This window comes from Citricoccus sp. NPDC079358, from assembly GCF_040702545.1.
Taxonomy (GTDB): domain Bacteria; phylum Actinomycetota; class Actinomycetes; order Actinomycetales; family Micrococcaceae; genus Citricoccus.
The window spans coordinates 13,040-27,269 of sequence record NZ_JBFBLI010000010.1 but is presented as its reverse complement, the minus strand read 5'-3'; the positions used below and the strand labels follow the sequence as shown (position 1 = coordinate 27,269).

General features: G+C 71.1%; 12 protein-coding genes. 1 reads left to right on the top strand and 11 read right to left on the bottom strand.

All coding sequences use genetic code 11. From position 1 onward, the window contains the following. The first annotated feature begins 47 nt into the window (after window positions 1-47). Complete coding sequence (locus tag AB0333_RS12505; RefSeq protein WP_366218992.1) at window positions 48-1,271, top strand: heparan-alpha-glucosaminide N-acetyltransferase domain-containing protein; 1,224 nt, start codon at window positions 48-50, stop codon at window positions 1,269-1,271. A gap of 42 nt (window positions 1,272-1,313) precedes the next feature. On the opposite strand, the gene AB0333_RS12500 is transcribed toward AB0333_RS12505, so the two are convergent. The 11 genes from AB0333_RS12500 to rpsO form a co-directional block, all read right to left on the bottom strand. Next, on the bottom strand, window positions 1,314-2,420 hold the full coding sequence (locus AB0333_RS12500; RefSeq protein ID WP_366218991.1) for an XdhC/CoxI family protein: 1,107 nt from the start codon (window positions 2,418-2,420) through the stop codon (window positions 1,314-1,316). Next, the gene (locus AB0333_RS12495) at window positions 2,407-3,099 is read right to left on the bottom strand and encodes an NTP transferase domain-containing protein (RefSeq protein WP_366218990.1); all 693 of its coding nucleotides are present in this window, start codon (window positions 3,097-3,099) and stop codon (window positions 2,407-2,409) included. The genes AB0333_RS12500 and AB0333_RS12495 overlap by 14 nt, the downstream gene beginning before the upstream one ends. Next, window positions 3,096-5,183: a xanthine dehydrogenase family protein molybdopterin-binding subunit gene (locus AB0333_RS12490; RefSeq protein ID WP_366218989.1), complete on the bottom strand. Its 2,088-nt coding sequence runs from the start codon at window positions 5,181-5,183 to the stop codon at window positions 3,096-3,098. The genes AB0333_RS12495 and AB0333_RS12490 overlap by 4 nt, the downstream gene beginning before the upstream one ends. Beyond that, a complete protein-coding gene (locus AB0333_RS12485; protein ID WP_366218988.1) occupies window positions 5,180-6,244 on the bottom strand; it encodes a xanthine dehydrogenase family protein subunit M in 1,065 nt (354 codons plus the stop codon). Before AB0333_RS12485 ends, AB0333_RS12490 begins: the two co-directional genes overlap by 4 nt. Continuing rightward, complete coding sequence (locus AB0333_RS12480) at window positions 6,241-6,744, bottom strand: 2Fe-2S iron-sulfur cluster-binding protein (protein WP_366219087.1); 504 nt, start codon at window positions 6,742-6,744, stop codon at window positions 6,241-6,243. The genes AB0333_RS12485 and AB0333_RS12480 overlap by 4 nt, the downstream gene beginning before the upstream one ends. Before the next feature lie 184 nt (window positions 6,745-6,928). Then, the gene (locus tag AB0333_RS12475) at window positions 6,929-7,378 is read right to left on the bottom strand and encodes a hypothetical protein (RefSeq protein ID WP_366218987.1); all 450 of its coding nucleotides are present in this window, start codon (window positions 7,376-7,378) and stop codon (window positions 6,929-6,931) included. A 16-nt stretch (window positions 7,379-7,394) separates the two neighbouring features. Next, window positions 7,395-8,210 carry a 4-hydroxy-tetrahydrodipicolinate reductase gene (gene dapB, locus AB0333_RS12470; RefSeq protein WP_366218986.1) on the bottom strand — a complete coding sequence of 272 codons (816 nt, stop codon included), beginning with the start codon at window positions 8,208-8,210 and terminating at the stop codon, window positions 7,395-7,397. A 68-nt stretch (window positions 8,211-8,278) separates the two neighbouring features. Beyond that, complete coding sequence (locus tag AB0333_RS12465; RefSeq protein WP_366218985.1) at window positions 8,279-9,790, bottom strand: sodium:alanine symporter family protein; 1,512 nt, start codon at window positions 9,788-9,790, stop codon at window positions 8,279-8,281. A gap of 171 nt (window positions 9,791-9,961) precedes the next feature. Then, complete coding sequence (locus tag AB0333_RS12460; RefSeq protein WP_366218984.1) at window positions 9,962-11,284, bottom strand: pitrilysin family protein; 1,323 nt, start codon at window positions 11,282-11,284, stop codon at window positions 9,962-9,964. A 129-nt stretch (window positions 11,285-11,413) separates the two neighbouring features. Beyond that, window positions 11,414-13,681 (bottom strand): polyribonucleotide nucleotidyltransferase, encoded by a 2,268-nt coding sequence (locus AB0333_RS12455; RefSeq protein ID WP_366218983.1) that lies wholly within the window; start codon window positions 13,679-13,681, stop codon window positions 11,414-11,416. Window positions 13,682-13,944: 263 nt separating this feature from the next. Next, window positions 13,945-14,214 carry a 30S ribosomal protein S15 gene (gene rpsO / locus AB0333_RS12450; protein WP_366218982.1) on the bottom strand — a complete coding sequence of 90 codons (270 nt, stop codon included), beginning with the start codon at window positions 14,212-14,214 and terminating at the stop codon, window positions 13,945-13,947. Window positions 14,215-14,230: the final 16 nt, after the last annotated feature.

Sequence of the window (14,230 nt, the reverse complement as noted above, 5' to 3'; positions counted from 1 at the left end):
GACCTCGGACGAGCCAGGAACGACGAACCACGAACAAGGAGTGGCCCATGGCGGCAACCACGGCAGTGCAGCGGCGCATCCCCGGTGTGGACGCGGCCCGGGGCCTGGCCCTGCTGGGCATGATCGCCACCCACCTGCTCCTGTTGGTGTCCACGGACGGGACGGAGCCGACCGTCGTCGGGCTGGTGTTCGCCGGGAAGTCCTCGGCGCTGTTCGCCACGCTGGCCGGCGTCGGCCTGGCCCTGCTCACCGGCGGCGCGGGCCGGACCGGCGCACCCCACCGTGGCCCGCTGCTCGGCTGGGACCGCCGCCGGGTGGCGGTGCGCGCGCTGCTGCTGTTCGTCCTCGGACTCGCCTGCGGTTCCCTGGACATCAACGTCGCCATCATCCTGGCCCAGTACGCCTTGCTGTTCCTGGTCGCGTTGCCGTTCCTGCACCTGGGTGCCCGCACCCTGGCCGTCTGGGCGATCGGCTGGGTGCTGCTCTCCCCCGTGGTCGCGAGCCTGCTGTCCGCGGCGATGCAGTCGGCGGTGGGGTCGGCGGCCTATGTGGACGGCTGGCGGCTGTGGTCCAACCCGACCCTCATCGATCTCGTGTCCCAGCCCGGGCTGCTGGCCTGGGACCTGCTGGTCTCGGGCTACTACCCCGTGCTGCAGTGGTTCGGCTATGTGCTCTTCGGCCTCTTCCTCGGCCGGCTGCGGCTGGACCGGATGCGGGTGGCGGCGGTCGTGGCCGTCGGTGGTGCCGCGCTGGCCACGGCCGCCTTCCTGGTGTCCCGTGGACTCCAGCAGTGGCCCGGGGTGGCCTCGGCGCTGGCCACCGGGACGGGAGCCGGCTCGCGTACCCTCGAGGCCGAGCTGCTGACCGGTGCCAGCCTGTCCACCGAGTCGGTCCAGCACCTGGCGGTGTGGTTCACGCTCGCGACGCCTCACTCCGGGGCACCGCTGGACCTGCTGCTGACCTGCGGCACCTCCGCCCTCGTGCTCGGCGTCTGTCTGCTTTTGACCCAGGTCGCCCGTGGGGTCCTCGTCTGGCCACTGATGCCGCTGATCGGTGCCGGCACCCTGCCGCTCACGCTGTACGTGGGGCACCTGGTGGCGCTGGACGTGTTCGAGACGGCCACGGCGGACTGGCCCCGTCTGGGCCTGCTCCTGACCTACTGGGTGGGTTGCCTCGTCGCCGGAACCCTCTGGCGCGGATTCGGCTGGAGGGGCCCGTTGGAGTGGCTGGTCGCGACCGTCTCGGGCACGCTGGCCGGACCGCGGCCCTGAGGCGCCGCGGCCCCGACGGGCCGACGGGCCGGTGCCCGGGATTCACCGCTGGCGATGCAGCGGACCACGCACGTGGGCCAGGGGCAGGTTCGTTCCGGACCGCCGGTCCGAGATGATCTCGGCCATCATGGACACCGCGGTTTCCTGCGGGGTTCCGGCCCCGAGGTCCAGGCCCAAGGGCGTGTGCAGCCGCGCCAGTTCGTCCTCGCCCAGTCCCAGGTCCCGCAGGCGCTCCTGCCGTTCCCGGCTGGTGCGCCGCGATCCCATGGCCCCGACGAAGGCGGCCGGCGAGCGCAGGGCCTTCGCCAGCAGCGGGTCGTCGAACTTCGGGTCATGCGTGAGCGCGCAGAGGACCGTGCGGTGATCGATGTGAAGCTCATCCAGGTACTCGTGGGGCCACCGCACGACGACCTGCACCGCCTCGGGGAACCGCTCGCGGGTGGCGAATGCCGCCCGGGCGTCGCAGACGGTCACCCGGTACCCCACCTCGGCGGCCAGCCGGGCCAGGGACACCGCGAAGGCGTTCGAGCCGAAGACCACGAGGTGCGCCGGGGCCGTGAAGCTGCGGACGGCATAGTCAGCGGGTGGGCCGCCGGCGGGACCCGGGACGGTCACGACGCCGGAGCGAGACTCCCGCAGGAGGGCGGCGGCCTCGTCGAGGCGTCGGTCGGGTGCTGCCTCGGACGCCGATGCGGGCTCGGTGGTGGACTCGGTTGCTCTCACGAGACCGCGCCACCCCGCGTCCGGCCCCGGCAGCGCCGTGACGGTGGCGATCGGCTCACCGGAGCGCACCGCCTCGGCGAGGACACGGAAGAAGTCCAGGTCCGCCGAGTCGACGCGTTCGAGGAACACCCGGAGCGAGCCACCACAGGTCAGCCCGACGTCGAGGGCCGCTCCGTCGCTGTACCCGTAGTCCCGGACCAGCGCCCGGCCCGTGGTCGCCACCTCCTGGGCGTGGGCGTGGACGTCCGCCTCGATGCATCCCCCGGACAGGCTGCCGATGACCGTGCCGTCGTCCAAGACGGCCATCTGTGTCCCCGCCGGTCTCGGCGCACTGGAGGACGTGGAGACCACCGTGGCCAGCACGAAGCCGGTGTCACCGTCGAGGACCGGGGCCATCCCCTGCCAGAGGTCGTCACGCTCGGACATCGGCCTCCGTTCCTCGCCTGAGCCTGTCGAGGTCCTGCGGGGTGTCCACGTCCCGGCCCGTGGCCAGGTGCCCCACATCCACGACGTCCACCGCCTCCGGGTGCTTGCGCAGCCAGACCCGGCCGGCCGCGTCTCCCGCCGCCAGGGTGGCCGCCTCCCGGGCCCAGGTCCGGGGGAAGACCAGGGGATGGCCGCGGACCAGCCGCCCCCGGGCCTCCGGGTACCCGGCGGCGATCACCCGCGGGCCGACGGGCGTGGACGTGGCGGAGTCCAGCAGGCACCGCACCACGGCCTCGTCGACGTCGGGCTGGTCCACCAGTGCCACCACGATCGAGCCGGCCGAGGGACCGGAGGGGGCGAGCAGTCGATCGGCGGCGTCGATCCCCGTCCGGAAGGACGAGCCCATACCCGACTCCCAGTCCGGGTTCACCACGATCCGCACCCGCCGGCCCTCGGCGGTCCCCGCCAGCGACCTCTCCAGCAGCAGGCGCACCTCCTCACCCGCGGCGCCGACGACCACCACCACCGCGTCACAGCCGCCGCGCAGCAGGGCACGCGTCATCCGGACCACCTGGGACGTCCCGTCCAGGGACAGCAGGGCCTTGGGCCCTCGGCCCAGGCGGCGGCCCGCGCCGGCGGCCAGCAGCACGCCCACCACCGGAGGGCGGGTGGGGCTCACAGGAAGGCGTCGGCGGTCGCGGGCAGGTTCCGCACCCGGACACCGGTGGCGTGGTAGGCGGCGTTGACCACGGCGGCCGAGGTCCCGACGATGCCGATCTCCCCGATCCCCCGGGAGCCCATGGGGGTGGCCCGCTCGTCCACGTCGTCGAGCCATTCGACGCGCAGGTCACCGATGTCCGCGTGCGAGGCCACGTGATACGACGCCAGGTCCTGGGTCACGAAGTGCCCGAAGCGGGGGTCCCGCACCGACTCTTCGAAGAGGGCCGCCGAGAGTCCCATCACGAGCCCGCCCAGGAACTGCGAGCGGGCGGTGGTCGGGTTGATCACCCGGCCGACCGAGTAGACGCCCAGCATCCGCGGGACCCGTACCTCGCCGGTCCAGCGGTGCACCCTCGCCTCGGTGAACACCGCGCCGAAGGAGTGCATCGCCAGATGCTCCGTGTCGGGGTAGGACTCGGCGGTCGAGGTGGTCTGGACCCCGGGGTCCGGGTCCTCGCCGTGGTCGGCCCGGAACTGCTGTGCGGCCTGGGTGATGGCGGTGCCCCAGGACCCGGTGCCGGAGGAGCCGCCGGCCACGGTGGCGAACGGCAGATCCGTGTCACCGATCGCCAGGTCGATCTCGGCCACGCCCACCCCCAGGGCGTCGGCCGCGATCTGCAGCAGCGCGGTCCGGGCACCCGTGCCGATGTCCACGGCACCGATGGCGACGGCATAGCGCCCCCGCTCCAGGGCCGTGACACGTGCGACGTTGCCGGGGAAGAAATTGGCGGGATAGGTGGCGGAGGCGACACCGGTCCCCACCCACCAGTCGCCGTCGAGGGTGGCACGGGGTGCAGCGGGCCGGTCCGCCCAGCCGAACAGCTCCGCGCCGCGGTACAGGCAGTCGACCAGGCGCCGGTTGCTGAACGGATTGCCGCTGCCCGGGTCCACCGCGGGCTCGTTCCGCACGCGGAGCTCGACCGGGTCGACGCCGGCGGCCACGGCCAGCTCGTCCATCGCCACCTCCAGGGCGTGCATCCCGGGCATCTCCCCGGGGGCCCGCATCCAGGACGGCACGGGGACGTCGAGCGAGGCCACCCGGTGGCTGGTCCGCCGGTGCTCACCCGCGTACATCATCCGGGCCGGGACGGCGGCGTGCTCCACGAACTCCTTGATGGCGGAGGTCTGGACGGTGACGGCATGCTCCAGCGCGATGATCCGGCCGTCCGGCTCCGCCCCGAGGCGCAGGTCGGAGACGGTCTGGGTCCGATACCCGGTCAGCGGGAACATCTGCTGCCGGGTCACGGCCAGCTTCACCGGCCGTCCCTCGGCCCACATCGCGGCCAGGGCCACGGCCACCTCCGGGCCGTGGGGCGGGCCCTTGCTGCCGAAGCCGCCGCCGACGTACGGCGCCCGCACCCGGAGCCGTTCGGGCTCGATGCCCAGCATCGGCGCCAGGGTCGCGGCCACCCGGTGGACCCCCTGGGTGGAGTCCCACATCGTCAGCGTCCCGCCCTGCCACAGTGCGGTGGCGGCGTGCGGTTCCAGGGGATTGTTGTGCTCGTGCGGGGTGGTGTAGGTGTGCTCGATCCGGACCGGTGCCGCCGCCAGCGCCGCGTCCACATCGCCCTGCTCGGTGTCGGTCTCGGAGCCCACACTGGATCGATCGGGCCGGTAGGTCTCGGCGCCCTCCAGGGTGGCCGAGAACGGCTCGGCGTGTTCGTGCACCCGGACCAGCCGGGCCCCCTCCCGCGCGGACTCGGGCGTCTCGGCGAGCACCAGGGCCACGATCTGGCCACGGAACCCGATCCGGTCGTCCTGCAACACGGCCAGTTCGCGGTCCTCGGTGGAGGCGAGCCGCGGTGCCGTGGTGTGGTCCAGGACGGTCACCACCCCCGGGTGCTCCAGGGCATCGCTCGCATCCACGCGCAGCACCCGCCCCCGGGCCGTCCTCGAGGTCACCATCCAGCCATGCAGGGGTGACTGGCCCAGCTCGGCGTCGTTCTCCATGGCGTAGGTCGCGCGGCCCGTGACCTTCTCCCGGCCATCGACCCGCTCCATCGCCGTGCCCATGGCCACGGCCCGGACGGGGTGCGCGGTCATCGTGACTCCTCCCCTGCCGAGGTCCCGCCTGGCGTGCCACCCGGTCTCCCGTCCGGGGTCCCGTATGGGGTCCCGTCCAGACCGCCGAGGAGCCGGGACAGGGCCGCCGTGGTGGCGCCCCGCAGCAGCGGGCGCTTGTACTCGGTGTCCGGGGCGAAGGCCGCCCCCTGCAGCTCGTCTTCCACGGCCGCGGCGATCGCCGGCTCGTCCGGCCTGCGTCCCCGCAGCCCTGCCTCGGCCCGGGTGGCCCGCCACGGTTTGTGGGCGACCCCGCCCCAGGCGAGCGCGATGTCCGCGACCGTGCCGTCGTCGTCGAGGGTCAGGGCGGCGGCGACCGAGACGAGGGCGAAGGCGTAGGAGGCCCGGTCCCGGGTCTTGACGTAGGTCGACTGCCGGGCCAGCGGCGTGGCCGGGAGCTCGACCGCGGTGATCAGCTCACCGTGGGAGAGCGTGGTCTCGATCTCGGGGTGATGCCCGGGCAGGGTGTGCAAGTCCGCCATCGGGACCCGCCGCTCGCCCTCGGGTCCCAGGACCACGACGACGGCGTCCAGGGCGGTCAGGGCGACGGCGAGGTCCGAGGGGTGGGTGGCCACGCAGGCCTCGCTGGCCCCGAGGACCGCGTTGTACCGCCCGTACCCCTCGAGCGCCGAGCAGCCACTGCCCGGTTCCCGCTTGTTGCACGGGGTGGTGACGTCCTGGAAATACACGCACCGGGTACGCTGCAGCAGGTTGCCGCCGGTGGTGGCCTGGTTGCGGATCTGGCCGCTGGCCCCGGCCAGCAGGGCCCGGCTGACGCCGGGCCAGCCGCTGCGCAGGAGCGGATGTGCGGCGAGGTCGCTGTTGCGCACGTTGGTGCCGATCCGCACCCCCGCCTCGGTCTGCTCGACGGTGTCCAGCGGCAGCCGGCTGATGTCCACCAGCCGTCCGGGCGTGCTGACCCCGAGCTTGAGGTGGTCCACCAGGTTCGTTCCGCCGCCCAGGAACCGGGACTGGGGATCCCCGCTGACGGCGCTGACGGCTTCCGCCGCGGTGGCGGGGGCTGCGTAGGTCAGAGGTCTCATCGGCCCGCCGACTCCCGGATCGCGCCGAGGATGCCGGCGTAGGCGCCGCAGCGGCACAGGTTGCCGCTCATGCGCTCGCGGATCTCCTCGTCGGTGAGCTCCACGTCCGCCTCGAGGTCAGCGGTCACGTGGCTGGGAGCTCCCCGGCCGGCCTCCTCGAGCATCCCGACGGCGGAGCACACCTGACCCGGTGTGCAGTAACCGCACTGGAATCCGTCGTGCGTGATGAACGCCTGCTGGACCGGGTGGAGGTCCCCCTCCTCTCCCGGCCCGGCCAGTCCCGCCGCCGTCACGATCTCGGCGCCGTCATAGGCGACGGCCAGGGCCAGGCAGGTCAGGTGGCGGCGCCCGTCCAGCAGGACCGTGCAGGAGCCGCACTGACCGTGATCGCAGCCCTTCTTGGGCGAGGTGTTGCCGGCCCGTTCACGCAGGGCGTCCAGCAGGGTGGTGCGGGTGTCCACGGTCAGCGCGTGGTCGGTACCGTCGATCCGGAGGGTGATGCCCTGCTCCGGGACGTGCTCTGCGGTGTGCGGTGACTCATGGTCCGGATGGTGTGCTGCGACGTGTTCCAAAGGCCCTCCCTGGCCGGCAGTGTGCGGTGCTGCTGCGCACACAGTACCGAGGGGACGGACCGCCTGGCCACACCCGCGGCCCGGTGAGAACGGCCCGATCAGGGCCGGGTCCTCAGCCCCCGGACCGGGCGGAGTACAGCCCGATCGCGTCCCGCATGGCCTTGCGCGCCCGCGAGCGGTCCCCAGAGGCGTCATAGCCGAGGGAGAGCCGGTACCAGGAGCGCCAGTCCTGCGGGGCGGCCTCGGCCTCGGCACGGAAGGTCTCGAACTGGACGTCCGCGGCGGCGCGGTCGATGCGCCCGGCGTCCGAGCGGGGCAGGTTGTCCTCGGGCAGCCCGCCCTCGGCCTCCAGGGTGCGGCCCATCTTCTCCATTGTCAGGCCGAAGCGCAGTTCGCGCCACAGCGTCCACACGCCCACGGCGACCACGCAGAGCACCGCCACCCCGAGGATCTTGGCGATGGGCTGCGGTGCCTGCAGGAAGCCCACGGCGGACACGATGGCCACCACCGCGAACAACAGCATGAGGGCGGCGATCGCCACCACTCCGATCTTGGTTCTCATCGTCGTCCGCTCCAGCTCAGTCGAGGTCCAGGTAGGCGTCCAGGCCGTAGGCCAGGCCGGGCCGGGAGGCCACGGTCCGCAGCCCCAGCAGGACGCCGGGCATGTACGCCCCGCGGTCGAAGGCGTCGTGGCGGAGCACGAGCTGCTCCCCCGGCCCGCCCATCAGGACCTCCTGGTGGGCCTCCAGCCCGCGCAGTCGCACGGCGTGCACGCGGATCCCGTCCACCAGGGCCCCGCGGGCGCCGTCCGGATCATGGGTGGTCGCGTCCGGGGACGGGCCGACGCCGGCCGCCTGGCGGGCGTCCGCGATCAGTCCCGCGGTGCGCACCGCGGTACCCGACGGGGCATCGACCTTGTCCGGGTGGTGCATCTCGACGATCTCCACCGAGGGGAAGTGGCGGGCGGCCTTCGCGGCGAAGGCGCTGGCCAGGACGGAGCCGACCGAGAAGTTCGGGGCGATCAGCACGCCCACCTCCGGGTGCGCCGCCAGCTGCCGGGCGAGCGCCTCGCGGCGCTCGGCGGACCAGCCGGAGGTCCCGACAACGGCGTGCAGCCCGTGCTCCACGGCGAAGGCGACGTGGTCCGGGGAGATCTGCGGCACGGTGAGGTCCAGCAGGTGGCTCGCGCCGGCGTCGAGGGCGGCTGAGAGGGGGTCCCGGGAGCCGAGCTCGGCTACCAGCTCGAGGTCCGGGGCTCCGCCCACGGCCGCCACCGCGTAGCGGCCCATCTTGCCGGTGGCCCCGAGGATGGCGACCCGGATCGGTGCGCCGCCGAGGTCGGTGGAGGGTGCGGTGCGGGGTGCGGTGCGGGGTTCGGTCTCGGGCGCAGTCATGTACTCCAGTTTAGGCGCCGGTGGAGGTCCCCGGCGCCGCCGCCCGTGGGGTCACCGCAGGGATGGTGCTAATTCCGTTCCCCGGCAGGTTTCACCGGCGCCCGCCCGGTGTGCGTGCGAGAGGAACCGACCACGTTCCCGGACTTCCAGTCCGCCCAGCCGGGCCGGTCCACCATGAAGGCCTCGATCTCGGCCGTGCTGGCCACCAGCTTCGGATCGTGCTTGAGGTAGTGCTTCGTCTCCCGGGCGATCAGGCCGGAGAGGATGAGCAGACCGATGAGGTTCGGCAGCGCCATCAGGCCGTTCATGATGTCGGAGAAGCTCCAGACGATGGCCAGCGGCACGGTGCAGCCGACGAACACCACGAGGGAGAACACCACGCGGTAGGGCATCACGAGCCGCTGACCGAAGAGGCGTTCCACGTTGCGCTCACCGTAGTAGGACCAGCCGAGGATGGTGGAGAACGCGAACATGATCAGGCCGATGGTGACGATCCAGTGACCCCATTCGCCGGGCAGTCCACTCGAGAAGGCCTCGCCGGTCATCAGGGCCGCGGAGATCTGCTCACCATTCTCGTCGGTGTGGTTCCAGGTCCCGGTGGTGACGATGACGAGTCCGGTGAAGGACACCACGATGATCGTGTCGATGAAGGTCTGCGTCATGGACACCAGGCCCTGGCGGACCGGGTGGGAGGTCTGGGCCGCCGCCGCCGCGATCGCCGCGGAGCCCAACCCGGATTCATTGGAGAACATGCCGCGGGCCACGCCGTACTGGATGGCGATGATGAGGATGGAGCCGGTGAAGCCGCCGACCGCGGCGGTGCCGGTGAAGGCGTCGGTGAAGATCAGGGCGAAGGCCGCTGGCACCTCGGCGATGTTGACGGCCAGGATGAAGATCGCGGCGGCCACGTAGAAGACGATCATGATCGGCACGAAGGCGGACGTGACCTTGCCGATGGACTTGATGCCGCCCACCAGGACGAGGATGGTCAGGACGGTGAGGATGATGCCGGTCACCCACGGCATCACGCCGAACGACTCCTCCACATTGGCGGCGATCGAGTTGCCCTGAGTCATGTTGCCGATGCCGAAGGACGCCAGGAAGGCGAAGACGGCGAAGGACAGGGCGAGGATCTTGCCGAACGGTCCCTTGATGGCCTTCTGCAGGTAGTACTGCGGCCCCCCCGATTTCTCTCCCGCCTCATCCGTGGTGCGGAAGCGGACCCCGAGATAGGCCTCCGAGTACTTCGACGCCATCCCGAGCAGGCCGGTGACCCACATCCAGAACAGGGCGCCCGGTCCGCCGATGCCGATCGCCGTGGCCACGCCCACGATGTTCCCGGTGCCGACCGTGGCCGCCAGCGCGGTGGTCAGCGCTTGGAACTGGGAGATGTCCCCCTCGGTGTCCGGATCCCTGCGGCGGATGATGCCCAGGTTCAGGGCGGGGAGAAGCTTGTGGAACTGCAGGAAGCCCAGCCGGATGGTCAGGTAGAGGCCGGTGCCCAGCAGCAGGGGGATGAGGAAGAACGGACCCCAGACGAACGAGCCGATGTTGTCCAGCACAGTTTGCAGTTGTTCCATGACGGTGAACCGGTCCTTCTGTCCGAGGTGCGATGCCCGACCCCTCGGGCGACGGATCGGCCGGTGGGAGGCCGATCCGTCCAGAATGTTGCACACACCACAGCAGAGTCAAGCGACTCTCCGGAGGACACGCGCAGGGAAATGTCCTGGACACACCCAGCTGCCGGAGAGTCAGTCCACCGACACGTCCGGTCCGACCATGACCGTGGCCCGCGGGGAGGCGGCCAGCCGCTGGGCCACCGACTGCACCTGGCCGGCCGTCACGGCCCCGAGCCGGTCCAGGGCACCGTCCAGGTCCACGAACTCGCCCGTGACCAATTCGGCCCGGCCCAGGCGGGACATCCGGGAGCCGGTGTCCTCCAGCCCGAGCACGGTGCCGCCGGAGAGCTGGCCGCGGGCGCGTTCCAGTTCCTCGTCCGTGATGCCGTGCTCGGCCAGGCGCTCCAGCTCCGAGACCATCAGTTCGGCCACGGAGGCGGCCTTCTGAGGGGAACAACCGGCGTAGAGGCCGAAGTAGCCGACGTCCGAATACGCGGCGGAGAAGGAGTAGGTGTTGTAGGCCAGGCCACGTTTCTCCCGGATCTCCTGGAACAGGCGCGAGCTCATGCCTCCGCCCAGGGTGGAGTTCATCAGGGCCAGCGCGAACCGGTCGGGATCCAGGGAGTGGACCGAGCGCCCGCCCACCAGAATCGAGGACTGCTCCACCGGCCGGACGATCCGGTGCAGGCCCTCAGCGATCCCCGCCCCGGTGTCCACGTGGCTGCGCCGCGGGGCCGGGGCGGCACCGATCGGCAGGTCCCAGCCCGAACGGTCCAGTGCCTCGACCACGAGCCGGCACACCTCGTCATGGTCCAGGCCACCGGCGGCGGTCACCACCAGCTCATCCGGGCGGTACCACTGGCGGTAGTGCTCCAGCACGCGCTCGCGGGTCACGGCGTTGATGGTCTCGGCGGTGCCGCCGATGGGACGGCCCAGGTCATGTCCGTCCAGCAGGGCCGCGGCCAGGGCCTCGTGCGCGGTGTCGATGGGATCGTCGGCGTCCATGGCCAGTTCCTCGAGGATCACCCCGCGTTCCGTCTCGAGTTCGTCCGGCTCGATCAGGGCGGAGGTGACCATGTCCGTGATCACGTCGATGGCCATCGGCAGGTCGCTGTCCAGCACCCTGGCGTGGTAGCACGTGGACTCCTTGGCCGTGGAGGCGTTGGACTCCCCGCCGACGCGATCGAAGGCCGTGGCGATGTCCATGGCCGAGCGGGTGGGGGTGCCCTTGAAGAGCAGGTGCTCCAGGAAGTGGGTGGAGCCGAACCCGCCCTCCGCCTCGTCGCGGGAGCCCACGGCGATCCAGAAGCCGATGGTGACCGAGCGCTGGTCCGGCATCGCCTCGGTCAGGACCCGGACGCCGCCGGGCAGCACGGAACGCCGAACCACGGAGCCGTGGCCGGCGTCCTGGATGGTTCCGGTGAAATCAGCGGGGATCGGCAGCGTAGGACTCATGTCTCCGAAACTACCAGCGCGGCCATGACCGGCCCCACCGGGGCCTGAAACACCCGTGGCCCGCACCGAAGTGCGGGCCACGGGCCGGAGGAGCTGAGGGATCAGCTCCTTCAGTGGATCAGCGGGAGATCAGTTCTCCTCGGACTCCTCGGCGCCACCTTCGGCATCCGACTCGTTGTCCTCGGACTCGCCGCCCGCGACCACGGGGGCCAGGGACAGCTTGCCGCGGTCGTCGATCTTGGTGATCTCGACCTGGATCTTCTGGCCGACCTCGACGACGTCCTCGACGTCCTCGACGCGCTTGCCCTCGTTGATCTTGCGCAGCTCGGAGATGTGCAGCAGGCCGTCCTTGCCCGGGGTGAGGGACACGAACGCGCCGAAGGTGGTCAGCTTCACCACGGTGCCGAGGTAGCGCTCACCGACCTCGGGGACCTGCGGGTTGGCGATGGCGTTGACCGCGGAACGGGCGGCCTCGGCTGCCGATCCCTCGGTGGCGCCAATCAGCACGGTGCCGTCGTCCTCGATGGAGATGTCCGCACCCGTGTCGTCCTGGATCTGGTTGATCATGGCGCCCTTGGGGCCGATGACCGCACCGATCTTGTCCACCGGGATCTTGACCGCGATGATGCGCGGCGCGTACTGGCTCATCTCGTCCGGGGCGTCGATCGCGGCGTTCAGGACACCCAGGATGTGCAGGCGGGCCTCACGGGCCTGGGTCAGCGCGGCGGCCAGCACGGAGGCCGGGATGCCGTCGAGCTTGGTGTCCAGCTGGATCGCGGTGACGAACTCGGAGGTGCCGGCCACCTTGAAGTCCATGTCGCCGAAGGCATCCTCGGCGCCGAGGATGTCCGTCAGGGCGGCGTAGCGGGTCTGACCGTCCACGGTGTCCGAGACCAGGCCCATGGCGATGCCGGCCACGGCGGCCTTCAGGGGCACACCGGCGTTCAGCATCGACAGGGTGGAGGCGCAGACGGAGCCCATGGAGGTGGAACCGTTGGAGCCCAGCGCCTCGGAGACCTGGCGGATCGCGTAGGGGAACTCTTCACGGGACGGCAGCACCGGGACCATGGCGCGCTCGGCGAGGGCACCGTGGCCGATCTCGCGGCGCTTGGGCGAACCCACGCGGCCGGTCTCGCCGACGGAGTACGGCGGGAAGTTGTAGTGGTGCAGGTAGCGCTTGCGCGTCTCCGGGGCCAGCGAGTCGATCTGCTGTTCCATCTTCAGCATGTTCAGCGTGGTGACACCCATGATCTGGGTCTCGCCGCGCTCGAAGATGGCCGAACCGTGCACGCGCGGCAGAACCTCGACCTCGGCGGTCAGCTTGCGGATGTCCGTGAGGCCACGGCCGTCGATGCGGACCTGGTTGGTCAGGATCTGCTGGCGCACGGCCTTCTTGGTCACCGCACCGTAGGCCTTGGCGATCTCACCGCGGCGCTGCTCGAACTGGGTGCCCTCACCGGTCAGGGCCTCGACGACCTCGGCACGGTAGGCGTCATCGGTGTTCTGGCGTTCCAGCTTGTCGGCGATCGAGTAGATCTCCTGCAGGCGGGCGCCGGCGAACTGCTCCACGGCCTCGTACGCGTCGTCCTCGTAGTCCTTGAAGACCGGGATCTCGACGGGGGCCTTGGCGGCGCGCTGGGCCAGGTCGGCCTGGGCGTCGCAGAGGGCCTTGATGAAGGGCTTGGCGGCCTCGAGGCCCTCGGCCACGACCTCCTCGGTCGGAGCGGTGGCGCCCTGTTCCTTGATGAGGTTCCAGGAGTCCGGGGTGGCCTCGGCCTCGACCATCATCACGGCGATGTCGTCACCGGCCACACGGCCGGCCACGGCCATGTTGAACACGGCGTCCTTGAGCTGGGAGTGCTTCGGGAAGGCGACCCACTGGCGGTTGCCGGTCCCGTCGTCGATCAGGGCCACGCGCACGCCGCCGATCGGACCGGAGAACGGCAGACCGGAGAGCTGGGTGGACATCGAGGCGGCGTTGATGGCCACCGTGTCGTAGACCTCGTCGGGGGCGATCGAGGTGACGGTCACGACGACCTGGACCTCGTTGCGGATGCCCTTGGTGAAGGCGGGGCGCAGCGGGCGGTCGATCAGGCGGCAGGTGAGGACGGCGTCCGTGGACGGGCGGCCCTCACGGCGGAAGAACGAGCCCGGGATACGGCCGGCAGCGTACATGCGCTCCTCGACGTCCACGGTCAGCGGGAAGAAGTCGAAGCCCTCACGCGGGGACTTGCCGACGGTCGTGGCCGACAGCATCGAGGTCTCCTCGTCGATGTAGACCATGGCCGCGCCGGCGGCCTGCTGGGCCAGACGGCCGGTTTCGAAGCGCACAACGCGCTGGCCGTAGGTGCCATTGTCGATGACGGCTTCGGCGAACTTGATTTCGGGACCCTCCATGGGTGGGTGTCCTTTCTTCGCGGCCCGCCGCGTCACCACCCGGTCTTCGATCGAAGCCTCCGGACGCTCGGACACGGTGGTCGAGAGGTTCCGGAAGCCACTGTCGAGGACCGCGAATGGATGGACGCTGACGGGCGTGATGGGTGTGCAGACTGGTGTACAGCAGGGACGGTCACATCGGGTGGCCGTCCCAGACCAGACTAGAGGCGGCGGCCCGAATGGGGAAAACCCCCACGCCCGGGACGCCGCCTGCAGTCATGAGGTCACTTACGCAGGCCGAGGCGTCCGATCAGCGAGCGGTAGCGCTCGATGTCAGTGCGCTCAAGGTACCCGAGCATACGACGACGGCGACCGACCAGGGCCATCAGGCCGCGGCGGGTGTGGTGGTCGTGCTTGTGGGACTTCAGGTGTTCCGTCAGGTCCAAGATGCGACGCGAGAGCACAGCAACCTGCACTTCCGGGGAACCGGTGTCGCCCTCGTGGGTGGCGTATTCCTTGATGATGTCCTGCTTGACGGCGGGGTCGAGTGCCACGCGAACTCCTTATGAG

Coding starts and splice junctions, on each gene's coding strand:
- AB0333_RS12505 (WP_366218992.1), top strand. CDS start 48: ATGGCGGCAACCACGGCAGTGCAGCGGCGCATCCCCGGTGTGGACGCG.
- AB0333_RS12500 (WP_366218991.1), bottom strand. CDS start 2,420: ATGTCCGAGCGTGACGACCTCTGGCAGGGGATGGCCCCGGTCCTCGAC.
- AB0333_RS12490 (WP_366218989.1), bottom strand. CDS start 5,183: ATGACCGCGCACCCCGTCCGGGCCGTGGCCATGGGCACGGCGATGGAG.
- AB0333_RS12485 (WP_366218988.1), bottom strand. CDS start 6,244: ATGAGACCTCTGACCTACGCAGCCCCCGCCACCGCGGCGGAAGCCGTC.
- AB0333_RS12475 (WP_366218987.1), bottom strand. CDS start 7,378: ATGAGAACCAAGATCGGAGTGGTGGCGATCGCCGCCCTCATGCTGTTG.
- dapB (WP_366218986.1), bottom strand. CDS start 8,210: ATGACTGCGCCCGAGACCGAACCCCGCACCGCACCCCGCACCGCACCC.
- AB0333_RS12465 (WP_366218985.1), bottom strand. CDS start 9,790: ATGGAACAACTGCAAACTGTGCTGGACAACATCGGCTCGTTCGTCTGG.
- AB0333_RS12460 (WP_366218984.1), bottom strand. CDS start 11,284: ATGAGTCCTACGCTGCCGATCCCCGCTGATTTCACCGGAACCATCCAG.
- AB0333_RS12455 (WP_366218983.1), bottom strand. CDS start 13,681: ATGGAGGGTCCCGAAATCAAGTTCGCCGAAGCCGTCATCGACAATGGC.